Source organism: Nocardioides sp. zg-1308, from assembly GCF_013155375.1.
Classification (GTDB): Bacteria; Actinomycetota; Actinomycetes; order Propionibacteriales; family Nocardioidaceae; genus Nocardioides; species Nocardioides renjunii.
This window is the reverse complement of sequence record NZ_JABJQY010000002.1, coordinates 898,085-920,421: the sequence shown is the minus strand read 5'-3', so window position 1 is coordinate 920,421 and position 22,337 is coordinate 898,085. Positions and strand designations below refer to the sequence as shown.

At 72.4% G+C, this 22,337-nt stretch carries 20 protein-coding genes; 10 read left to right on the top strand and 10 right to left on the bottom strand.

Annotated elements, in window-relative coordinates; genetic code table 11:
• Entirely contained in the window at window positions 1-912 is a 912-nt protein-coding gene (locus HN031_RS06195; protein ID WP_216652057.1) for an SDR family oxidoreductase, read from the bottom strand.
• 173 nt (window positions 913-1,085) lie between these two features.
• On the opposite strand from HN031_RS06195, the gene HN031_RS06190 reads away from it, so the two are divergent.
• Window positions 1,086-2,252: a glycosyltransferase family 4 protein gene (locus HN031_RS06190; protein ID WP_172267743.1), complete on the top strand. Its 1,167-nt coding sequence runs from the start codon at window positions 1,086-1,088 to the stop codon at window positions 2,250-2,252.
• Between the two features lie 19 nt (window positions 2,253-2,271).
• On the opposite strand, the gene HN031_RS06185 is transcribed toward HN031_RS06190, so the two are convergent.
• On the bottom strand, window positions 2,272-3,237 hold the full coding sequence (locus HN031_RS06185; protein ID WP_172267741.1) for a glycosyltransferase family 4 protein: 966 nt from the start codon (window positions 3,235-3,237) through the stop codon (window positions 2,272-2,274).
• A complete protein-coding gene (locus HN031_RS06180) occupies window positions 3,237-4,247 on the bottom strand; it encodes a polysaccharide biosynthesis protein (RefSeq protein WP_172267739.1) in 1,011 nt (336 codons plus the stop codon). Before HN031_RS06180 ends, HN031_RS06185 begins: the two co-directional genes overlap by 1 nt.
• Before the next feature lie 125 nt (window positions 4,248-4,372).
• Between HN031_RS06180 and HN031_RS06175 the strand changes: the two genes are divergently transcribed.
• Entirely contained in the window at window positions 4,373-5,842 is a 1,470-nt protein-coding gene (locus tag HN031_RS06175; RefSeq protein WP_172267736.1) for a hypothetical protein, read from the top strand.
• On the opposite strand, the gene HN031_RS22230 is transcribed toward HN031_RS06175, so the two are convergent.
• On the bottom strand, window positions 5,783-7,081 hold the full coding sequence (locus tag HN031_RS22230; protein ID WP_172267733.1) for an O-antigen ligase family protein: 1,299 nt from the start codon (window positions 7,079-7,081) through the stop codon (window positions 5,783-5,785). The two genes, HN031_RS06175 and HN031_RS22230, sit on opposite strands and share 60 nt — an antisense overlap.
• A gap of 159 nt (window positions 7,082-7,240) precedes the next feature.
• Window positions 7,241-8,848, bottom strand: coding sequence for a glycosyltransferase (locus HN031_RS22225; protein WP_172267730.1), 1,608 nt, complete (start codon window positions 8,846-8,848; stop codon window positions 7,241-7,243).
• Window positions 8,849-8,962: 114 nt separating this feature from the next.
• On the opposite strand from HN031_RS22225, the gene HN031_RS06160 reads away from it, so the two are divergent.
• The 4 genes from HN031_RS06160 to HN031_RS06145 all read left to right on the top strand — a co-directional run bounded on the left by HN031_RS06160 (window position 8,963) and on the right by HN031_RS06145 (window position 14,577).
• On the top strand, window positions 8,963-10,876 hold the full coding sequence (locus HN031_RS06160) for an anthranilate synthase family protein (protein ID WP_172267728.1): 1,914 nt from the start codon (window positions 8,963-8,965) through the stop codon (window positions 10,874-10,876).
• Between the two features lie 103 nt (window positions 10,877-10,979).
• Window positions 10,980-12,683: a sulfatase-like hydrolase/transferase gene (locus HN031_RS06155; protein WP_172267726.1), complete on the top strand. Its 1,704-nt coding sequence runs from the start codon at window positions 10,980-10,982 to the stop codon at window positions 12,681-12,683.
• 47 nt (window positions 12,684-12,730) lie between these two features.
• Window positions 12,731-13,291, top strand: a complete 561-nt coding sequence (locus HN031_RS06150) for an aminodeoxychorismate/anthranilate synthase component II (RefSeq protein WP_172267724.1) — start codon at window positions 12,731-12,733, stop codon at window positions 13,289-13,291.
• Window positions 13,288-14,577 (top strand): anthranilate synthase component I family protein, encoded by a 1,290-nt coding sequence (locus tag HN031_RS06145; RefSeq protein WP_172267721.1) that lies wholly within the window; start codon window positions 13,288-13,290, stop codon window positions 14,575-14,577. Before HN031_RS06150 ends, HN031_RS06145 begins: the two co-directional genes overlap by 4 nt.
• 57 nt (window positions 14,578-14,634) lie before the next feature.
• Here the strand turns inward: HN031_RS06145 and HN031_RS06140 are convergent, their stop codons facing one another.
• Both HN031_RS06140 and HN031_RS06135 read right to left on the bottom strand, forming a co-directional pair.
• Window positions 14,635-16,065, bottom strand: a complete 1,431-nt coding sequence (locus tag HN031_RS06140) for a HAMP domain-containing sensor histidine kinase (RefSeq protein WP_172267718.1) — start codon at window positions 16,063-16,065, stop codon at window positions 14,635-14,637.
• Entirely contained in the window at window positions 16,062-16,757 is a 696-nt protein-coding gene (locus tag HN031_RS06135; RefSeq protein WP_172267715.1) for a response regulator transcription factor, read from the bottom strand. Before HN031_RS06135 ends, HN031_RS06140 begins: the two co-directional genes overlap by 4 nt.
• A 75-nt stretch (window positions 16,758-16,832) precedes the next feature.
• Here HN031_RS06135 and ddaH point away from each other — a divergent pair, with 75 nt between their 5' ends.
• Window positions 16,833-17,609, top strand: coding sequence for a dimethylargininase (gene ddaH, locus HN031_RS06130; protein ID WP_172267712.1), 777 nt, complete (start codon window positions 16,833-16,835; stop codon window positions 17,607-17,609).
• Window positions 17,610-17,644: 35 nt separating this feature from the next.
• On the opposite strand, the gene HN031_RS06125 is transcribed toward ddaH, so the two are convergent.
• From HN031_RS06125 to HN031_RS06115, 3 genes are read right to left on the bottom strand one after another with little or no spacing between them, the layout of a single operon-like run.
• A complete protein-coding gene (locus HN031_RS06125) occupies window positions 17,645-18,508 on the bottom strand; it encodes a fructosamine kinase family protein (protein ID WP_172267709.1) in 864 nt (287 codons plus the stop codon).
• Entirely contained in the window at window positions 18,508-19,020 is a 513-nt protein-coding gene (locus HN031_RS06120) for a low molecular weight protein-tyrosine-phosphatase (RefSeq protein ID WP_367650666.1), read from the bottom strand. The genes HN031_RS06125 and HN031_RS06120 overlap by 1 nt, the downstream gene beginning before the upstream one ends.
• A gap of 3 nt (window positions 19,021-19,023) precedes the next feature.
• Entirely contained in the window at window positions 19,024-19,413 is a 390-nt protein-coding gene (locus HN031_RS06115) for a phage holin family protein (protein WP_172267706.1), read from the bottom strand.
• 41 nt (window positions 19,414-19,454) lie between these two features.
• On the opposite strand from HN031_RS06115, the gene HN031_RS06110 reads away from it, so the two are divergent.
• From HN031_RS06110 to HN031_RS06100, 3 genes are read left to right on the top strand one after another with little or no spacing between them, the layout of a single operon-like run.
• Window positions 19,455-20,015 carry a VanZ family protein gene (locus tag HN031_RS06110; RefSeq protein ID WP_172267703.1) on the top strand — a complete coding sequence of 187 codons (561 nt, stop codon included), beginning with the start codon at window positions 19,455-19,457 and terminating at the stop codon, window positions 20,013-20,015.
• A 9-nt stretch (window positions 20,016-20,024) separates the two neighbouring features.
• Window positions 20,025-21,104: a histidinol-phosphate transaminase gene (locus tag HN031_RS06105; RefSeq protein WP_172267700.1), complete on the top strand. Its 1,080-nt coding sequence runs from the start codon at window positions 20,025-20,027 to the stop codon at window positions 21,102-21,104.
• Between the two features lie 19 nt (window positions 21,105-21,123).
• Window positions 21,124-22,113: a glutathione S-transferase family protein gene (locus HN031_RS06100; protein WP_367650665.1), complete on the top strand. Its 990-nt coding sequence runs from the start codon at window positions 21,124-21,126 to the stop codon at window positions 22,111-22,113.
• Window positions 22,114-22,337: the final 224 nt, after the last annotated feature.

Genomic DNA, 22,337 nt, shown 5'->3' with positions numbered 1-22,337 from the left:
TCACCGGACCGGCTCCAGCTCGTTCCAGCGGACGTGTGCCGCGTGCATGTCACGCACCAGCCGCGGCCAGTCCGGCGGGGCGTAGCCGATCTCCTCGCGCAGCCGGTCGGCGCGCAACGAGCGGTCGATGACGAAGGCGTCGTCGGCGACGATGTCTCCCGCCCAGTCGTACGCCTCGGCCACCAGTCGCAGCAGGGCGTCCTTGTCGATCGGGTCGGAGGCCACGTGCCACAGCCCGGTGAGGTCGGGGTGCGAGACGATCAGGTCGCCGATGAGGGTGGCCATCTCGACGGTCGGTAGCCCGCTGTAGATCGCCTTCCGGAAGCCGCGGACGGTCGTGCCGCGCTGCGCGAGGAACCACTCGACGAGCGAGGCCTTGCCGGTGAGCTCGGGGCCGATGATCGAGGTGCGCAGCGTGAGGTGCGGCTCGGCGACGACCTCGCCGAGCAGTTTGCTGCGACCGTAGAAGTCGATGGGGTCGGGCACGTCGGACTCGTCGTAGGCGCCGCGGCGGCCGGAGAAGACGCAGTCGGTGCTCAGGTGGATCAGCCGGGACGAGCTCTCCGTGCAGGCCTGCGCGAGGACGTGGGGCAGCAGGCCGTTGATCTCTGCGGTGAGTGCCGTGTCGGCAACCGTCGGCACCTGCTTGATCACGCCGATCGCGTTGACGACGACGTCCGGGCGACGAGACGACAGGATCTCGTGCACCGAGCTGCGGTCGCGAACGTCGACGCCGGAGGTCAACCTGTCTCCGAACGTCTCGGCGAACGTGGCGGGGACCCCCTCGAGCGAACGAACGGTTCCGTGCACGTCGAGGTCGGGCCGTGAGCCCAGCTCGTGCATCAGCGCGTGTCCGAGCATGCCGGTGGCACCGAGCACGAGGACGGACATGGCGGGGTGGGCGTCAGGCACGACTGTTGGTCACCTTCGGAGTGGGTTCGGCGTCGTGCGATGCTATCCGCAGTCGAGCTGCTGCCTCGCAGCAGCGGTCACCGCAGTGGGACGTCCGAGGGGGAACGAGCATCGACATCGGTCTTCTGACGCAGTGGTTCGCTCCGGAGCCCGGCGGCGCACTCGTCCCCACGGTGCTGGCGTCCGGTCTCCGATCGCGCGGGCACGACGTCAGCGTCCTGACGGGCTTCCCCAACTACCCCACCGGCGCGATCTACCCGGGATACACCCAGGCCTGGCGGGGCCACGAGCGGCTCCCGGACGGCGTGGTGGTGCACCGGGTCCCGCTGTTCCCCAGCCATGACGGCCGAGCCGTCCCCCGTGGCCTCAACTACCTCTCCTTCGCCGCGTCGGCCGCCACGGCGGCACGGTCGGCACTGGAGTCGCGCGAGGCCCTCTGGGTGTTCAACTCGCCGGGGACGGTCCCTCTGGTGGCCGCGCGCGAGCGCCGACGCAGGGGCCTGCCCTACCTGCTGCACATCATGGACGTGTGGCCCGACTCGGTGCTGGACAGCGGCATGGTCGGGGGACGCGTGGGACGGATGGTCGGCTCGGCGCTCGACCGGGTCGTGGGACGCGGGTACGCCGAGGCGTCGCGCATCGCCGTGACCTCGCGGGGCCAGGCAGACCTGCTGGTCTCCCGCGGGGTGCCCCCCGCCAAGGTGGAGTACTGCCCGGTGTGGGTCGACGAGGACGTCTTCCGTCCGCGACCCCACGACCGGAGCGTGCTGCCCGAGGGCCTGCGCGACTCGGGCCGCATCGTGATGTACGCCGGCGCGATCGGTCACGTGCAGCAGCTCGACGTCGCGGTGCGAGCGGCCGTGGCGGTGGCGGGGACCGGACTGCAGCTCGTCCTCGTCGGGTCGGGCATCGCCGAGCAGGGCCTCCGCGACCTCGTCGACGAGCTCGGTGGCACCAACGTGCACTTCCTCGGCAGGTGGGCACCGGAGGAGATGGGCCGGCTGGGCGCCGCCGCCGACGCCCACCTCGTCTCGCTGGCCGACACGCCGTTGCTCCGCATCACCATGCCGAGCAAGCTCCCCGCCGTCCTCGCCATGGAGCGCCCGGTGGTCATGTTCGGGTCCGGCGACGCTGCCGACGTCGTGCGCGACTCCGGAGGCGGTCTGTGCGCCACCGACCTCGACGGGCTGATCGACTCCTTCGACACCCTCGCCGGTGCGACGGACACGCAGCTCGCCGAGTGGGGGAGCGCCGGTCGGCGACGCTACGAGGAGGAGTTCTCCCTCGCCCGCGGACTCACGGCGGTCGAGCACATGCTGGCGGACATCGTCGGTCCCTGAGCGGGCACCGATCGCCGGATCAGGCGTTGACGCTGCTCGTGCGCCCGACGAGGTGTGGCATGGCGACATACGCGCCGCCCAGGATCATCCACGTGACCGCGAGTGCGATCGGGGGCAGTGCGGCGCTCGCGACGAAGGCGGCGCCGAACAACGCCGTGACGATCGCCGGGAGTGGTGATCCCGGCACCGTGGTGAGGCGCTGGTAGACGTGCTCTCGATGTGCCTCCATGAGGGACTCGCCCCGCCGGGCACGCCGCACGAGGGTCAGGCTCGTGTCGAGCAGGACGAGCACCGTCGGCGCCAGGCACCAGGCGTAGCGGTCGGTCGTCAGCACGCCGACCAGCCCAAGCCAGGCGACGAGGAAGCCCGTGGAGTAGCTGCCGACGTCCCCCAGGAAGATCCGAGCCACGGGGAAGTTCCACGGCAGGAACCCCGCGGCTGCTCCCAGCAGCACCGAGCCGCCGACGAGCAACGTCGGCTCGGACTCCGCCCAGCCAACCCAGGCGAAGGTCGCGCCGGCGATGAGCGCGCTGAGTCCGGCGAGACCGTTGGAGCCGTCCATGAAGTTGAAGACGTTGACGTATCCGGTGAGCCAGAGCGTCGCCGCTGCGGTGACGGTGATCCCCACCGCGAGGTCCATGTCGAGCGCACGGACGAGCACGGCCGCGGCGAGCGCCGCGACCACCACCTGGGCCACCAGCCGGAGCAGGGCCGGCAGCGAGCGCACGTCGTCGACGAACCCGAGGACGGCCAGCGCGACAGCCGCCGCCAGGCCGATGGCCAGCTGCTGGTCCGGGGCGCTCACCAGCAACCCGGTGAGCAGACCGGCCACGACGCCGATCCCCCCGCCACGCGGAACCGGGCGGGCGTGAGAGGACCGGTGGTTCGGCACGTCGACCACACCCAGCCGCGGCAGCAGCGCGGCGACGACTCCCGTGACGACGACCGATGCGAGGGCGGCGGCCGCGACGGTGGTCGCGTCCATCAGGACAGCAGTCGGGTGAAGGCGGGGAGGCCTTCGAGCACGCCGCACACCTCGTCGATGTCGAGGCGCTGGGTGTTGTGCGAGTGGTAGTCGCCGGTGTGCTCGACGACGTCGCCCTCCTCGAAGTACTGGCTGTAGTTCAGGTCGCGGGAGTCCACGGGCACGCGGAAGTAGTCACCTTGGTCGGACCCACGGTGCAGCTCCTCCTCGGTGGCAAGGGTCTCATAGAGCTTCTCGCCGTGCCGGGTGCCGATGACCTCGATGCGGTCCTCGGCTCCCAAGAGTCGCGCGACCGCCTTGGCCAGCGTCTCGATGGTGGAGGCCGGCGCCTTGCGGATGAAGAGGTCGCCGGGCTTCGAGGCACGGAAGGCGTGGTCGACCAGGTCGACCGCCTCGTCCAGCGACATGAGGAAGCGGGTCATGCCCGGGTCGGTGACCGTCATGGGCTTGCCGGCGCGCAGCTGCTCGACGAAGAGGGGGACGACGGAGCCGCGGGACAGGAGCACGTTGCCGTAGCGCACCGTCGAGACGACCGTCGTGGACGTCGGGTTGTTGCGGGCGAAGGCCTGGGCGGTCTTCTCCATGAGGGCCTTGCTGTGTCCCATCGCGTTGACGGGGTAGACGGCCTTGTCCGTGCCGAGGCAGACCACGCGCTCGACACCGTTCGCGTTGCTCGCCTCGATGACGTTGGCCGAGCCCAGGACGTTCGTGCGTACGGCCTCGAGGGGGAAGAACTCGCAGGACGGCACCTGCTTCAGCGCGGCGGCGTGGAAGACGTAGTCGATGCCACGCGTCGCGCGCTCGACGCTGTCCCGGTCACGCACGTCGCCGAGGTAGAAGGAGACCCGGCTGTCGTTCACCAGGCGTCGCATGTCGTCCTGCTTCAGCTCGTCGCGGCTGAGGATGCGCACCTCTCGCGCGTCCCGCTCGAGAAGGTGGCGGACCATCGTGGATCCGAAGGACCCGGTGCCGCCGGTCACCAGCACCGATCGCTGGGAGAACTCGCTCACGTCAACCTCACTGTTCGAACGGGTGCGCTCATGCGCCTGAGACCTTACAAGGAGGCGGGCGGGCGGAGAGATTCCCCGCGCCTCGCCGGTTCGGGGGCCACGTCCGGCCGCCGTATGATCGGCTGATGCTCGGAAAATTGGGGGAGTTCGCTGCGTCGCGCCTTGCGCCCGTGTGGGTGACGGCGTGCGTCGCTGCGGTGATGGGGCCCTACCTCGTCTCCGGACTGAGGACGGAGCAGCTCGCCTTCTACGGGTCCGCGGCCTTCGTGGTGCTCACCCAAGCCCGCTCGCTGCTCCGCGTGCTCGCCCCGGTGCGGTGGTTGCTCGCCGTCTGGGGCGCCTATGCCGTCATCGCCGTGGTCGGTGGGCTCCTGCCCGTCGACAACGCCACTCCGTGGGAGTCCGGCTCGCTCCTGGCGGGGCTCGACAACGCCCTCCTGCCGCTCGCGACGATCGTGACGGTGGCGTACTGGTGCTCGGTGCACCCCCTTCCTCGGATCATGGCCGCTGTCGCCAGGACCCTCGTCGTGGTGATGTCGCTCAACGCGGTCGTGGCCCTGGTCGGGTGCGTCCTCGGTCTGGGGTCGCTGCCGTGGCTGCGGCGGTTCTGGGCGGCGGACGGGTCGTCGACCTACGTCGCCGAGCTCGCCCAGCAGATGGGTCGCTTCAGCGGGGTCTTCAACCAGCCGGCGGAGGCAGGCATCGCCTACACGCTCGCGGCCTTCTCGCTCGCCTATCTCCAGAAGCGCGGTCTGACGTCCCCGACGTGGGCGACGGTGGGCTGGGTCCTCGTCGTCGTGGGCGGGATGCTGACGCTCTCGAAGGTCTTCGTCGGCGGACTCGTCATCGCCCTCGTCCTGGTCCTGGCCTACCGGACGCGCGTCGTGCGCACGGGCGTGGTGGCCGTCGGCACGGTCGCCGCCATGGTCGCGCTGAGTGCAGCCGGGTGGTTCGCCTCGTGGGGTGCGAGCACGATGGTCGGCTGGTACCGCTCGAGCATCGAGGCCGGCGACTCGCCTCTCTACACGCTGACCGCGGGTCGCTTCGGAGCGGCGGGCACGACCGGACCGCCGAGCATCGCCGTCCCGGTCGCGCCGACCGAGGGCGCGACGGGTGGCGTCGACGCCGGCGCTGAACCGGCCGCGGCCCTGCCGACCGGCGTCGGTGAGCTGGCGCGGGTGATCTACGACGAGCACCCCGTCTTCGGTGTCGGGGCTCGCGGGCTGCAGGTCGCCTACGACTCGGCCTGGTCCGAGGCGCTGGTCGTCGGCGGGCTGGCGGGGCTCGCGCTGGTGGTGATCGCGCACCTGCTGGTCGTGGGGTCGTCACTGCTGCGCATGCGCGCCCTCGATCGGGTGCACGCGCTCCTCCTCGCCGCCGTGCTGGTCCTGACGCTCGCCGGCTCGATGGGGATGCCGGCGCTCACTGGCAACCGGGAGAGCACGCTCCTGTGGATCTTCCTCGTCACGCTGGGATTCGCCGGCAGGACCGAGAGCACACGCCTCGACGAGGAGCACGCACAGGAGGTGGACCCGTCAGCGTACGGCGATCGCCGCCCGGCGACCCCGGCTGGAGCGACGTCGACCGACGCCTGACGTCGGCTCGAGGTCGGCGGCCTCGACCACCACCCGCTGTCGAGCGGTCGCGACCACGAGCGTCAACGACCACCACCCGAGCGGCACGGTGAGCATCGGTTCGGTGATGCCCGAGACCAGGAGCGCCACGAGCACGAGGAGCACCAGCCGGCCGGACTCGTCGGTCCGCAGGCCGCGCCTGCGGACCTCGCGCACGGCGTACGCCACCATGACGAGGGCGATGGTGACGCCGAGGACCCCCAGCTCGGGCAGGACGTCGACGAAGAAGTTGTGACCGTGCGGCAGGGCGTAGTCGGCTCGGACGTAGATGTCGTTGGCCACGTCGTTGGGTGGCGTCGGGTCCCACGGGTGCTCCCAGACCGCGCCCCACCCGGAACCGATCAGGGGAGCCCGGTCGAACGTCGACTCGATCGCCGCCCTCCAGAAGGCCGCGCGGCCGGAGAAGGTGGACAGCTCCTTGCCGAGGAGCACGGTGGTGACCAGGAGGCCGACGACGAGCACGAGCCCGATCGCGGCCGTCCACAGGAGGACCACCCGCCGGCGGGCGTTCCGCAGGCGCGGCCACGCGCTGACCAGCACCGCTGCAACCACGATGCTGAGGACCGACACGTAGCCGGTGCCCGACGCCGCCGCGACGACTCCAGCACCCTGCATGCACAGCGCCCCGATCCACAGGGCGAGTGCGCCGGCACCTCGGGGAACGCCGAGCGCGAGCGTCGCCGCCAGCGACACGGCCAGGGTGTAGGCGAGAATGTTCTCGTTGGTCCCGATGCCGGCGATCTCGGCCCCGCCGATCGGCGTGTTCGAGGCGCCTGGGACCTCGAGGGCGTACGCGTACAGCGACAGGAACGCCACCGAGACGCCGCCGAGCGCGAGTCCCCAGCACACCACCACCGGCTCGCAGTTGGCCGCAACGATGACCGCGAGGGCGGTCATCTGGAGATAGACCGTGTTGGAGACGTCGGTGTGGAAGTCGTTGATCGTCCAGAGCTGGGACAAGAGGCACAGTCCCAGGAACAGCAGCCAGGGCCACGGCACACGCGGCAGGCGCAGCCACAGCAGGCTGATGACCACCACGATCTTCGTCCAGATCATGGCCTCGCCCAGTGACAAGTAGAAGCTCGGGATGAACACGACCGGGTTGGACATCCAGACGAACGTCGCGCCGATGAGCGCCGTCCACCACCATCCCTGCGCGGTGTCGTACGACGCCCGGGGCCGTCGGGCGTGCCAGTCCACGAGCGCAGAGAACAGCTGCCGGGGGCGACTCACGTCACCGGCAACAGCGTGCTGCGGCATGGTTTCGAAACTCCGGTCGGTCCGTGCTGGCTCGTCGCGGCCCTGGAGACCGGCGCCCCAGCGTAAGGGCAGCCAGCGTCGCGTCGGTGATCCTCGGGCTCACTCCCGCTGCCGGTTGCGCTGCCGCTGCTTCCTCAATCGCTCCTCGAGCTCGGCGATCCGCTCGCGCAGCGCCACCACCGCCTCGTTGACGGTCACGAGGTCGCGGGCCGCCTGCTCGTTGAGCCCGGCGAACCGGAACTTCTCGGCCCGCTCGTCGAGCAGCGCCTGGCGCAGGTCGCGTACGTCCTGCGCGGCCCCGGGCGGCAGCAGGGCGACCTCCCGGTCGATGGTCGCCAGGACCGCCGCGCGGCCGGCGGCCCAGTGGTCCGCGTCGTGCAGGTGGCGCGAACCCTCGCCGTCGGTCCACACGCGGTAGACCGCCGTCACCGCCGGGGTGCTCGTCACCCCGGCCACGGCAGCGGCGCGGACGAGGAACTCCCAGTCCTCGGTGGTGTCGAGCGCCTCGTCGAAGCGGTGCCCGAGGTCGGCGAAGACACCCCGCGGGACGGCGAACGTCATGGGGGGCGACTCGTTGTCGTGCAGGTGGTCCACGAGGCTGAAGAGGGCGGGCCAGACCGGGTGCGCGGGTCCGACCTCGACCGGCGCCGGCCCGGCAGCAGCGTCGACGGTCTCGGGCCGCACCTCCTGCGCCAGCGCGACGGAGCGGAGGACGGTGCCAGGGCCCTGTGCCTCGGCCTCCGCGAAGGCGGCGACCCAGTCAGCCGTCACCGCGTCGTCGTCGTCGAGCATCACGGCATACCGACCGCGGGCGGCCTCGAGGGCGTCGTTGAGCGGGGCCGACCGGCCGGGGCGCTCGACCTCCAGCACCCGGGTCCTCTCCCGGAGCCACGCGGGCATCTCCCCGACCAGCACGCGCACCGCGTCGAGTGCCTCGGGGGCCAACCGGTGGCAGGCGAGGACGAGCTCGAAGTCGCGCGACGACTGCCCGGCCAGGCAGGTGAGCGTCTCCTCGAGGCACTGCAGCCGGGTGCCCTGGGTCCGGGTGAGCACCGTCAGGAGCGGCCGCTGCTCCAGGTCCGGCGGCAGCTCGGGCGGCGTGAGCCCGGTGCGGAGCAGCAGCTGGTGCAGCGGCGTGGCGGGCAGGGACGCGGGGTGACCGTAGGGCGGCGGTCCGGCGTGGCCGGGCTCGACCGGGGCGGCGCTGCCATCGGGGCGACGGTCGGCGAACACCGCAGCGGAGACGAGTCGTCGTACGTCGGATCCGGCGCTGCGCAGCGCGGTGACCGCTTCGGCGGCGGAGCGCCCGCCATCCGGCCCGGCGCCCGCCGGGAGCGCCACGCACAGCACCGGAGCCGCGGAGGGTTCTGCGTCCGGGCCGGCCGCGGTCGCGGCGAACGGGAGGACCCGGGTCTCGTGGGCCGTCCCGCTCCGTGCCGCCGCCGCCACCAGGCGCTGGAGCGAGCGCGGCGCCGCGAGGTCCGCCGCGGAGGCGAGGACGCGCACGTCCGCCGCCCGGGGGTCGTCGGTGAGGTCGACCGCGGCGAGCCGGCACCACTCGGCGAGCTCGGCAGGCGCGGCGGTCCGGTCGACGAGGTGCAGCGAGCGGCTCGATGCGACGACGCGGCCCAGGGCCTCGACCCAGGCTCGGAGGCGGTCGGGCGAGCCGCGCCCCGACAGGTGGAGGGCCACGGTCGGGTCAGTCACTCGGTCCCTCCTGGGTGCGCGGCGACGCTGGGTCGAGCGCCGACTCTAGGCCATCGCCGGTGGCCCCTGAGACGCCCGCCAACCCGCCGCAGCACCCGCCGTAGGGTTTCCGCCATGACCGAGACCCCGTCCGTCGCCGACCTCCTCAAGCAGGTGCAGGGGTACGGCGCGTGGGCGGTCATCCGCCGCAAGGCCGCCCCCACCGTGGGCCTGGTCGGCGGCACCCCGCACGAGGTCGCGAGCCTGCTCGACATCCCGCTGGAGAGCGGGGCGCCGGAGCCCGGGCGCAGCGCCGACCGGCTGGTCGCGGTGCCGTTCCGCCAGGTGCGCGAGCGCGGCTTCGCGGCCATCGACGACGGGACGCCGCTGACGGTCGTGGACATCGAGGCCGAGCACGAGGTGTCGGTCGACGACCTGCTCGCCGCACTGCCGGACGTGCCCGTCGAGTTCGCCGACCGCGGTGGCTTCACGACCTCCGACGAGGACTACGGCACGGTCGTCGAGGCGATCATCCGCGACGAGATCGGCCAGGGCGAGGGCGCCAACCTGGTGATCGGGCGGCACTACCGCGCCGTGCTCGCCGACTGGGACGCCACCCGGGCGCTCACCGTGCTGCGCCGGCTGATGGAGCGCGAGCGCGGTGCCTACTGGACGTTCTGCTTCTTCACCGGCGAGCGCTTCCTCATCGGCGCCAGCCCCGAGCGGCACGTGTCCGTGCGCTCCGGCGACGTCCGGATGAACCCGATCTCCGGGACCTTCCGGGTGCGCGCCGCCGACGACGAGACCCGCTACGTCAAGGACCGGCTGCTGGAGTTCCTCGCCGACGAGAAGGAGGTCTTCGAGCTCTTCATGGTCGTCGACGAGGAGCTGAAGATGATGTGCGACATCTGCCAGGAGGGCGGCCAGGTGCTCGGGCCGTTCCTCAAGCCGATGACCCACCTCATCCACACCGAGTACCTCCTCGCCGGCCGCTCCGACCGCGACCACCGCGAGATCCTGCGCGACACGATGTACGCCGCCACGGTGACGGGCGCGCCGGTCGAGAACGCCTGCCGGCTGATCGCCGACTACGAGCCTGAGGGTCGGGGCTACTACGGCGCCGCGCTGGCCCTCTTCGGCCGCTCGCCCGACGGAACGCCGACGATGGACAGCCCGATCCTCATCCGCACCGCCGACGTCTCGCCGGAGGGCGAGCTCAAGGTCACCGCCGGTGCGACGCTGGTGCGCGACTCCGACGCCGCCTACGAGGTCGCCGAGACGCGGGCCAAGGCCGGCGGCATCCTCAGCGCCTTCGGACTGGCGCCGGCGGCGACCTCCGACGGCGCGGACATCGCCGAGCTCGCGCGGGACGAGGACGTCGTACTGGCGCTGGGCTCTCGCAACCAGCGGCTCTCGCGCTTCTGGCTGACCGACCAGGCCGGCGAGCCGGCCGACCCGGGGCTGGCCGGTCGCAGCGTGGTGATCCTGCACGGCGAGGACGACTTCGTGAACATGCTGGTCCACGTGCTCGGGGTCTTCGGGATGACCGCGCGCGTCGTGCGGCACGAGGACTACGTGGCCGGTGCCTTCGACGGGGCCGACCTGGTGATCGTCGGCCCCGGCCCGGGCGACCCGCGCGAGGGCGAGCACCCCAAGATCGCGTCGTTCCGCCGGGCCGTCGACGACCTGCTGGCCTCGGAGCAGCCGTTCCTCGCGGTCTGCCTCGGCCATCAGACGCTGTGCGAGCGGCTCGGCCTCGACCTCGGCTACAAGGACGTGGTGTTCCAAGGCACGCAGTCGCCGGTGCGCCTCGACGGCCGCACCGAGCGGGTGGGGTTCTACAACACCTTCGTCGGCCGCGTCCCGGCCGGCGGCGCGCTGCCCGAGGGCGTACGCGTGGAGGCAGACGAGGCCACGGGTGACATCCACGCCGTCGTCGGTCCGCACTACCGCGGCATCCAGTTCCACGCCGAGTCGATCCTCACCGAGAACGGCTACGACCTGCTGCACACGGCGGTGCGCGACCTCCTGGCCGGCGCGGTCGGCTAAAGTGCACTGATCTACTGGACAATGATGCTCGGCGTGGCAGGCAACCGATCGCGGTCGTGACGCGTCACTCTGTACAGCCAGCTCGGGACACGACGGGGGAGACGTGCAGCACTTGAAGCGAGCCTGGGCGGGCCTGTGCCTGCTCGCACTCATCACCGGCACCGCGGCGTGCGGGTCGGGTGACGGGTCCGTCCCGCCCGACGGCGTCCGCCCGCCGGCCACGACGAGCAACGTCTCGTCCGTCGCCGAGGTGGCGCCGGCGTCGAGCAGGGCCGGGCGCCCCAACATGGTCGTGGTCGTCCTCGACGACTTCTCGATGGACCTCGTCCAGACGATGCGCTCCATGCAGCGGATGCGCAGGACCGGCGCCAGCTATCCCTGGTCCTTCGTCACCGACTCGCTGTGCTGTGTGTCCCGGTCGAGCTTCTTCACCGGGCAGTACCCCCACCAGACCGGCGTCCTGACCAACACCTCGCACCAGGGCACCTCGACGCTCGGCGGCTGGCCGGCCTACGACGTGCACGGCAACCCCGAGCGCGCCTTCAACGTGCGGCTGCAGGAGGCCGGCTACAACACCGGCTTCGTCGGCAAGTTCCTCAACGAGTACGAGTGGTCGCCGGGTCGGGCGCTGCCGCCGGTGGTGCCGGGCTGGAGCACCTTCAACACCGTCTTCGGCTCCGCCTACGACGGCTGGGACTTCGCCAGCACGTCGCTCGTCGACCAGCGCCTCCAGCTGACCCAGCACCTCGCCCCGCCCGCGAGCGCCAGCAACGCCGACAAGGACCGGGCCTACGCCGGCACCGTCATCGGCGACCTGGCCATGGACTTCCTCACCCGCGGCGAGGCGGCGGACGCGCCGTACTTCCTCGAGGTGGCGCTGTACGCCCCGCACAACCGCACCAACCCGAAGGGCCACTATCCCGGCGACCCGCTCTTCCCGCCGATGTTCCGCGACCGCACCGGCGAGCGCAGCTGCGGGCGGGTCGCGTGCCGCAAGCTGACCGTCGACGACCTGCCCGGCCACGGCGACGACCGCAGCGACAACCGGCCGCGGTTGGCCAACGGCAAGGTCGGCCGGGCGTGGAACACCGCCGGCACGCTGTCCGCAGCCGTCGCCGTGCGGGACCTGCGCGACCGCGCGCGGATGGCCCGGTCCGCCGACCGGCTCATCACGCGGATCCTCGACTCCGTCGGCCCCGACACCTACGTCGTGCTCACCTCCGACAACGGGTTCCACCTCGGCCAGAACGGCATGGGTCGCGGCAAGGGCACGCCGTACGACACCGACGTCCGGGTGCCGCTGCTGGTCACCGGCCCGGGCGTCGTGCCGGGCAAGCGGCGCGAGGTCACGAGCAACATCGACCTCGCCTCGACCTTCGAGGAGCTCGCCGGCCTGGTGCCCGCGCCGTTCCGCAGCGGCCAGTCGCTGGTGCCGACGTTCGCGCAGCCGAAGCTGGTGCGACAGGGCTACGCGTTCCTCGAGCACACCCAGCAGACGCTCACCGGAGGAGATCCCGACGCCGCCTTCACCGGCTCCGAGCTCGACCGGATCCCGTCCTTCACCGCGGTGCGCAGCCGGACCGCGCTGCTGGCGCGCTTCGACCTCGACCCGCGGGCGAAGCGGACGACCTGGGGCTACGAGTTCTACCGCTACACCGGCAAGGAGTACGAGGTCGCCAACGAGGTGACGAGGAGGAAGCACCGTGACGAGGTCGCCGTGCTGATGGCCAAGCTGGCCGCCTTCGACGCGTGCGGCGTGGCCGGGGACCAGCCGGTGCCGGCCGAGTGCCGCACGCTTCGGCAGTAGGCGCCGTCCTCCCGCCGGCCTCCCGCGGGATGCCCTAGCCTCGGCGGGTGACGCCGGACGTGATCGTGGTGGACCACCACGACTCCTACACGTGGAACCTGGTGCACCTCGTCGCCCGGGTCACCGGCGTGCTGCCCCGCGTCGTGCAGCACGACGAGGTGACGGCCGACCACGTGCTCGCGCACTCCCACGTGGTGCTCTCGCCCGGGCCCGGCCACCCCGCGGACCCCGCCGACTTCTCCGTCGGCGCCGCGGTGCTGCGCGCCGGGAGCCGCCCGGTGCTGGGGGTCTGCCTCGGGATGCAGGGCCTGGTGACGGCGTACGGCGGCACCGTCACGCGGCTGGAGCCGGCACACGGCGAGGTCGCCACCATCCGGCACGACGGCGCCGGCGTCTTCGACGGCGTGCCGCAGGACTTCGCGGCCGTGCGCTACCACTCGCTCGGCGCGGTCGCGCTGCCGCCGGGGCTGGTCGCGACGGCGTGGAGCGAGGACGGCGTGGTGATGGGCGTACGGCACGTCGACCTGCCGCTCGAGGGCGTGCAGTTCCACCCCGAGTCGGTGCTCTCGGAGCACGGCGAGGCGATCGTGCGGAACTTCCTCTCGTGAGCGACCCGGTCCCCTTCTTCCGCGATGTCGCGGCCCGGCACGCCCGGTGCTTCTGGCTCGACGGCGGCGGTGCCCGCGAGTGGTCGGGTCGGCGCTCGATCATCGGCTGGCTCGAGGACGACGACGTGTCGCTGACCTGGTCGGCGGCTCGGCGGGAGGTCCGCGAGCACTCCGGCGGGACGTCGAGGGTCGTCGGCGACGACGTCTTCGCGGTCCTCGAGGAGCGGATGCGCCCCGGCGAGCAGTGGTTCGGCTACCTCGGCTACGCCTCGCGCCCCGACCTCCCCGCCGAGCCCGACGCCCTCCTCCCCGACGCGATGTGGATGCGGCCGCGGGAGGTGCGGGTGTTCGAGCACGGGGTCGGTCCTTCTATGTCTGTGGTTTCCCCGCATATGCGGGGAAACCCGAACATCTCGAGGCGTGCACACCCCCAGAAGCTCGAAAGTGCCTCGGGCAGTCGGGGCCCGACGCCCCCGCCCGAGTCGTACGCCGCCGCCTTCGCGCGCGTCCAGGAGCACCTGCGCGCGGGCAACTCCTACGAGGTCAACCTGACCCACCGCCTGACCCGCGTCGCCGACCTCGACCCGGTGACGGCGTACCTCCGGCTGCGCGAGCTCAACCCCGCGCCGTACTCCGGGTTCCTCCAGCACGACGTCGCGGACGCGCGCGGGTGGCTGCTGTCGAGCTCGCCGGAGAGGTACGCCCTCGTGACGCCCGACCGGCACCTGGAGACCAAGCCGATCAAGGGGACCACCCCGCGCGGCGACACGGCCGAGGAGGACGAGGCGCACCGCACCCGCCTGGCCGCCGACCCCAAGACGCGCGCGGAGAACCTGATGATCGTCGACCTGCTGCGCAACGACCTCTCGCTCGTGTGCGACGTCGGGTCGGTCGAGGTGCCGGCGCTGATGGAGGTCGAGTCCTACGAGTCGGTGCACCAGCTGGTCTCCACCGTGCGCGGGCACCTGCGCGAGGGCGTGACGACGGTGGGCGCGCTGCGGGCGCTGTTCCCGGCCGGGTCCATGACCGGCGCACCCAAGCTGCGCACGATGCAGGTCATCGAGGAGGTCGAGTCGTCACCACGCGGGGTGTACGCCGGCGCGTTCGGCTGGATCAGCGGCGACGGCCCGGCGGACCTCGGGGTCGTCATCCGGTCGCTCACGACCGACGGCGGCGGGACGTGGACGCTCGGCACCGGCGGGGGCATCACGGTGAAGTCCGACGTGGCCGAGGAGTGGGCCGAGTCGGAGTGGAAGGCCGAGCGGCTGCTGCGCGTGTTCGAGTGAGCTGTGCACCCGAGTTCCGTGCTTATGGGTGGAGATCTCTACCTGTAAGGACGGTGGTCACCGGATATCCGGGGACTCCAGAGAGCCCGCAGCCCCCACCGACTCCACCCCCGCCACCCCCGGCAGCGACACCACGAACCGGGCGCCGCCGCCCGGCGCGTCCGACACCTCGACCTGCCCGCCGTGGCGGTCGATGACCTGCCGCACGATGGCGAGGCCGAGGCCCGAGCCGGGCATGGCCCGCGACTCCTCCGCGCGGTAGAACCGCTCGAAGACGTGCGGCCGGTCGGTCTCGGCGACGCCCGAGCCCTCGTCATCCACGGTCAGCACCCCGTCGGCCAGGCGGACGGTGACCGTGCCGTCCGGAGGGCTCCACTTCGCGGCGTTGTCGAGGAGGTTGGTCAAGGCGCGCTCGAGGCCGTTGGAGTCGCCGACGACCCGCCACGCCGCCAGGTCGACGTCGAACGACACGCCGTGGGCGCGACGGCGTACGCGCGTCACCGCCCGCTCGACGACGTCGGCGAGGTCCACCTCGGCGACCACGCGGGTCGTGGGCTCGTCGCGCGCCAGCTCGACCAGGTCGCCGACGAGCGCGCTGAGCTCCTCGATCTGGCCGCGCACGTCGTCGAGCAGCTCGAGCCGCGTCTCCGGCGGCAGGGCGGAGTTGCCCTCGGCCTGGCGCAGCAGGTCGAGGTTGGTGCGCAGGGAGGTCAGCGGCGTCCGCAGCTCGTGGCTGGCGTCGGCCACGAGGCGGCGCTGCCGGTCGCGGGAGGCGGCGAGCGCCAGGAGCATCTGGTTGAACGCCGTGGCGAGGCGGGCGACCTCGTCGTCGCCCTCGACGCGCAGCGGCGTCAGGTCCTCGGTGACCGCGATGTGCTCGACGGCGGAGGTGAGTCGTCGGACGGGCCTGAGCCCGTTGCGTGCCACCAGCCACCCGACCATGAGGGCGGTCAGCACCCCGAGGGCGCCGAAGGTGAAGAGGACGCCGCCGAGCTTCTCCAGCGTGCGGTCGTTGGGGGCGAGCGGCTGCGCGAGCATCAGCGCGGGGCCGCCCGGGGACGGCACGGTCGCGACCCGGAAACGCTCACCCTCGGCGGTCACGAGGGTGCGCACCGACCAGTCCCGGTCCCCGGCCGCCACCTCGAGCTCCGGGCGACCGACCGTGAAGTTCGGGATGTGGTCGCCGGCCATGCCGCGACCCTCGGCGTTGAGGAAGATGATGCGCACGTCGGCCGCACCCAGCACCCATGCCGGCGTCCCCTGGGCGGTGGCGTCGCGGAGGTCGCTGAACGCGGCGGCCTTGTGGGCGCGGTTGAGCAGCGACTGGTCGAGCGAGCTCATCAGCTGCTGCCGCATCACGAGGTACGCCGTGAGCGCGAGGATGGCGATCGTGATGCCCAGCGTGACGGTGGTCAGCACCGCGACGCGCGACGCGAGCGACCTGCGGTAGTGCCAGCGTGTCGGGGGCCAGGTGCCCGAGGAGCTCATGATTCCTTCAGCACGTAGCCGACGCCGCGCACGGTCTGGATGAGCCGCGGCTCGCCGTCCGCCTCGGTCTTGCGGCGCAGGTAGCCGACGTAGACCTCGAGGGAGTTGGCGCTGGTCGGGAAGTCGTAGCCCCAGACCTCCTCCAGGATGAACGAGCGGTCGAGCACCCGGCGCGGGCGCCGCAGGAACATCTCCAGCAGCGTGAACTCCGTGCGGGTGAGCTCGATCGGCCGGCCGCCGCGCGACACGTCGCGGCTGGACACGTCCATGGTGAGGTCGGCGAAGGTCAGCACCTCGCCGTCGGCGTCGGGGTCCGGCACGACGCGGCGCAGCAGCGCCCGCAGCCGGGCCAGCAGCTCCTCGAGCGCGAACGGCTTGGTGAGGTAGTCGTCGGCGCCGGCGTCGAGGCCCTCCACCCGGTCGCCCACGGCGTCGCGGGCGGTGAGGACCAGCACGGGTACGTCGTTGCCCGCCGCGCGCAGCGCCCGCGTGGTCTCGATCCCGTCGAGGCGCGGCATCATCACGTCGATCACCACCACGTCGGGCTGGTGCGCACCGATGGCGACGAGGCCCTCGGCGCCGTCCGCGGCGAGCACGACGTCGTAGCCGTTGAACTCCAGCGAGCGGCGCAGCGAGTCGCGGACGGCGCGGTCGTCGTCGACGACCAGCACGCGGGACCGGGACTCGTTCACAGCGCAAGGATGCCAGCCGCGCCTGAGCGCACGCTGAGCGTCGCGGCGGCCGGCCGGTTGACTACGCTCGGCGGCATGGATCGCCGACTCGCGCTCGTCCGTCGTCCGTCGCCGTCCCTGGCAGACGGGCTGGTCACCCACATCGAGCGGGCCCCGGTCGACCTCGACCTGGCGCTGCGCCAGTGGCGGGCGTACGTCGACGCGTTCACCGAGCACGGCTGGGAGGTCGTCGAGGCGCCGGCCTCCGACGCGCACCCCGACGGCGTCTTCATCGAGGACCCGGTGTTCGTGCACGGGGACCTCGCCGTGCTGATGCGCCCCGGCGCCGAGGAGCGGCGCGGCGAGACGGAGGGGCTGGCGGACCTGCTCGCCGCCCGCGGCTACCGGATCGCCGCGATCGAGGCGCCGGGGACCATCGACGGCGGCGACGCGCTGACCCACGGCGACCAGGTGTGGGTGGGCCTCGGCGGTCGCACCAACCAGGCGGGCGTCGACCAGCTGGCCGCGCTGCTCAGCGAGCTCGGCGCCACCGTCACCGGCGTACCCGTCACCAAGGTGCTGCACCTCAAGTCCGCGGTCACGGCCCTGCCCGACGGCACCGTCATCGGCCACGAGCCGCTGGTGGACGACCCGGGCGCCTGGCCGCGCTTCCTCGCCGTGCCGGAGGAGCAGGGTGCCCACGTCGTGCTCCTCGGCGACGACCGCGTGCTCATGTCGGCCGCGGCGCCCGAGTCCGCCGCCCTGCTCGCGGCGCGCGGCCTGGACGTGGTGACGGTCGACATCACCGAGTTCGAGAAGCTCGAGGGGTGCGTCACGTGCCTCTCCGTGCGCCTGCGCGGCGCACCCGCCTAGGGCTCGGGTCCGAGGTCAGCCGCCGGCGCCGGCCATCAGGCGTACCGCGCTGCGATCGCCCCGGCCCGGGCGCCGTAGCCGCCGCCGAACATGCACGCGTGCACGAGGAGCGGGAAGAGCTGGTGGAGGCCCATCCGGTCCTCCCAGCCGTCGGCGAGCGGGTGCGCCTCGTCGTAGGCCGCCATCACCCGCGGCAGGTGCGTGAGCCCGAAGAGGTGGAGCATCGCCAGGTCGACCTCGCGGTGGCCGCCGTAGGCCGCCGGGTCGATGACGTGGATGGCGAGGTCCTGGCCCCACAGGCAGTTGCCGTTCCAGAGGTCGCCGTGCAGGCGGGCCGGCGTCTCCTCGGGGATCAGGTCGGCCAGCCGGCCCACGACCGCCTCGACGGCGGCCGCGTCGGGGTCGGTGATCGCACCGCGGTCGCGCGCCAGCTTGAGGTAGGGCAGCACCCGGCGCACGGCGTAGAACTCCGGCCACGACCCGGCCGTCCGGTTGGGCATCGGGAGGCGGCCGATGAAGCCGTCGTGCGCGAGCCCCCACTCCTCCGCGCCGGCGGCGTGGGTGGTGGCGAGCTGCTGGCCGAACGCGACGGCCGCCTCGGGGGGCGTCTTGGAGCTCTGCTCGACCCAGGCCAGGACCACGCAGTCGCTGGCGGCCGCGAGCACCTCGGGCAGCGGGACGCCACCCTCGACCTCGGAGAGCCACCGCAAGCCGGCGGCCTCGGCCTCGAAGAACCCCTCCGGCGCGTGCGGCAGCGTCTTCATCAGCGCCGTCTGGCCGCTCGAGAGCCGCAGCCGGGTCGCGGTGGCGATGTCGCCGCCGGCCACGGGAGCCGTCGCGACCACGGGCGTGCCGAGGAGCTCCTCCGCACGCCGGGCGGCCAGTGGCTGACGGGCCATCAGCCGGGGTCCGCCACCGCGCCGTGCAGTGCCGTCACGATCGCGTCGTTCGTGCGCTCGACCATCGCCAGCACCTCCTCGAAGCCGTCGGCCCCACCGTAGTACGGGTCGGGTACCTCGGCCCCGGGATCGATCGGATCGAAGTCACGGAACAGGCCCACCCGGTCGGTGCGTCCCCGCACGTCGGCCAGGTTGGCCTCGTCCATCACCAGGACGAGGTCGTACGCCTCGGGCCAGCTGGCGTCGTACTGCCGGGCGCGGTGCCGGCTGGGGTCGTAGCCCGCGGCGGTGAGGGTCGCGGCGGCGCGGTCGTCCATCGGGTTGCCGACGTGCCAGCCGCCGGTGCCGGACGAGGCGACCTCGACGCGGTCGGCGAGCCCAGCCTCGACCAGCCGGCGCTCGAGCACGACGTGGGCCGTGGGCGAGCGGCAGATGTTGCCCAGGCAGACCAGGGCGATGCGGTAGCGCCCCGGCGTGCGCGGGGGAGGGAGCTGCGGTGGGTGCTGGGTCACGGGTCAGTCCCGCGCCGGCAGCGCCGTCCGGACGCCCCAGCCGACGACGGTGATGATCAGGGCGCCGACGAGCGCGCTCCAGAAGCCGTCGACGTGGAAGCCGAGGTCGAAGGCGTCGGCGAGCCGCGCGGTCAGCAGCAGCATGAGCGCGTTGATCACGAGCAGCAGGAAGCCGAGCGTCAGGATGATGAACGGCAGCGACAGCAGCTTGATCACCGGCTCGATGAAGGTCGACACCAGGCCGAGGATCAGCGCGACCAGCAGCAGCGGCAGGATCTTGTCCTGCAGCTCGGCCTGCCCGGTGGCGGGCCCGTCGAACCGGATGCCGTCGAGCAGCTGCGCGGCCACAGCCAGGCCGGCGGCGTACGTCAGCAGCCAGGTCACGAAACGCATGCCACGACAGTAGCGGGGGCGCTCGCGGCTAACCTCGCCCGATGGTCTCCATCGGCGGCGTGGGTGTGATGGTGCTCGGCGCCCTCGTGGCCGGGACCGCCGCGGTGCTGCTCGCGCTCGCGCTGCGTGCGCGGCTCGGCACGGTGACCGCGGTGTCCGTGTCCGGGCTCCTCTGGTCGCTGGTCGCCATCGCGCTCGTGACGCTCGTGCCGACCCGTCCCGACGTCGGCATCGTCCCCGCGGAGAGCCGCAGCGAGTCCTGCTCGTGGGACTACGGCGGCCCGACCGGGGCGGCCTTCGAGGTCCTCGGCTTCGACCAGCGCACCCTCAACGTGCTGCTGTTCGTCCCCGCCGGCGCGTTCCTCGTGCTGGCCCTCGGTCGCTGGTGGTCGGGGCTGGTGCTCGCGCCGGTCGGCCTCGGGCTGCTCGCGGCCTACAGCCTCGCCATCGAGCTCACCCAGCTCCAGCTCGCCCGGATCGACCGCGCCTGCGACGTCACCGACCTGGTCGACAACGTCCTCGGCGCGGGCATCGGGTTCGTCGTCGGGCTCGTGCTGCTGCCGGTCCTGACGCCGTGGCGTGGCCGTCGGGCCGATCACTAGGGTGCGGGCATGTCCACCGACGCGCCCCAGCCCCGGCCCAACGTGCTCGCCATCCCTGCGTACGTCGCCGGCAAGCCGCCTGTCGCCCGACCCGGGCTGACGTCCTACAAGCTGTCCTCGAACGAGAACCCCTACCCGCCGCTGCCCGGTGTGCTCGAGGCCGCCACGGCGGCCGCGGCGGAGATGAACCGCTATCCCGACATGGGCAGCACCGCGCTCTACGCCGCCCTCGGCGAGGCGATGGGCGTCCCGGTCGAGCACCTCGCCGCGGCCACGGGGTCCGTCGGGCTGATCTACCAGGTGGTCAACGCCTTCTGCGATCCCGGCGACGAGGTCGTCTACGCCTGGCGCTCCTTCGAGGCCTACCCCATCGCCGTCACGGCCGGCGGCGCGACGAGCGTGCGGGTGCCCGTCACCGCCGACGGCCGCCACGACCTCGACGCGATGGCGGCCGCGGTCACCGACCGCACGAAGGTCGTCATCGTCTGCACCCCCAACAACCCGACCGGACCGGCGGTGACGCAGTCCGAGCTCGACGCGTTCATCGCACGCATCCCCTCCCACGTGCTGGTCGTCGTGGACGAGGCCTACCTCGAGTTCGTGCGGATGGACGACGCCATCGACGGGATCGCGACCTACCAGCGCCACGACAACGTGGTCCTGACCCGCACGTTCTCCAAGGCCTACGGCCTCGCCGGCTTCCGCGTCGGCTATGCCGTCGGGCCGGCGCCGCTGGCCGCCGCGCTTCGCGCGGTCTCGCTGCCGTTCGGGGTCAGCCACGTCGCGCAGGCGGCGGCGATCGCCTCCCTCGAGGCCCGCGACGAGCTCTTCGAGCGGGTCGAGGACCTCGTGGCGCGTCGCGCCGACCTGGTCACCCGTCTCCGGGACGTCGGCTGGGACCTGCCCGACGCCCAGGGCAACTTCGTGTGGTTCCCGCTCGGCGACCGGTCCCTCGACTTCGCGGCCGCGTGCGGCGAGGTCGGGATCTCCGTGCGGCCCTTCGCCGGCGACGGCGTCCGCGTCAGCATCGGCGAGACCGAGGCGTTCGACCGGGTCGTCGAGGTGGCCGCCCGCTTCGCGCCGGCGTAGACGCGAGTACGGTTGAAGAGTGAACGACAAGGCGAGCTACACGACCAAGGGCCAGCCCTTCGAGCGCGACATGTCCTACATCCCCGACCGGGTCCTGGCCGGGGAGCGGTCCGCGGACCCGCTCGACGACCGCTTCCCGAGCGGCTCCAAGGACAGCCCGCGCGACGTGCAGGTGTGGGACGTCGCGCCCGGGCGCTACCGCCTCGTCGCCGCGCGCGCCTGCCCCTGGGCGCACCGCTCGATCATCGTCCGCCAGCTCCTCGGCCTCGAGGACGTCATCTCGTGGGGCGCGCCCGGTCCGACGCACGACGAGCGCAGCTGGACCTTCGACCTCGACCCCGACGGCCGCGACCCGGTGCTCGAGATCGAGCGGCTGCAGGAGGCCTACTTCGCGCGCCAGCCCGACTACCCGCGCGGGATCACCGTCCCGGCCGTCGTCGACGTCGAGTCGGGCGCGGTCGTCACCAACGACTTCCCGCAGATCACCCACGACCTGTTCTTCGAGTGGCGCGAGCACCACCGCCCCGACGCCCCGGACCTGTGGCCCGCCGAGCTCCGCGAGGAGATGGAGGAGGTCATGAAGCGGGTCTTCACCGAGGTCAACAACGGCGTCTACCGCTGCGGGTTCGCCGGCTCGCAGGAGGCGTACGAGGACGCGTACGCGCGGCTGTGGACGGCGATGGACTGGCTCGAGGAGCGGCTCGCCGACCGCCGCTACCTGATGGGTGACGCGATCACCGAGGCCGACGTGCGGCTGTTCACGACGCTGGCCCGCTTCGACGCGGTCTACCACGGCCACTTCAAGTGCAACCGCAACAAGCTCACCGAGATGCCGAACCTGTGGGGCTACGCCCGCGACCTGTTCCAGACGCCCGGCTTCGGCGACGAGGTCGACTTCGACCAGATCAAGCAGCACTACTACGTCGTGCACACCGACATCAACCCGACGCAGATCGTCCCCGCGGGACCCGACCCGGAGGTCTGGCGCACCCCCCACGGACGCGGCTGACCGAGGCCTGAGCGAGGCCTGCAAGGGGTCGCCGCAGCCCCACCCAGATTGGTGCTGGCAGGCTGCGGCCGATACGTTGAGCCCCATCATGTGGTCGGGGTCACACACGCCGACGACCACGCTGCAAGCCGTCGGCGTCCGGCGATCCCGCGACTGCCGCTAGCTGTTGAAGGAGAGTGCGTTGTCCGACCCTGCCTCCCCCCGGAGTGACACCTTCGGCCCCG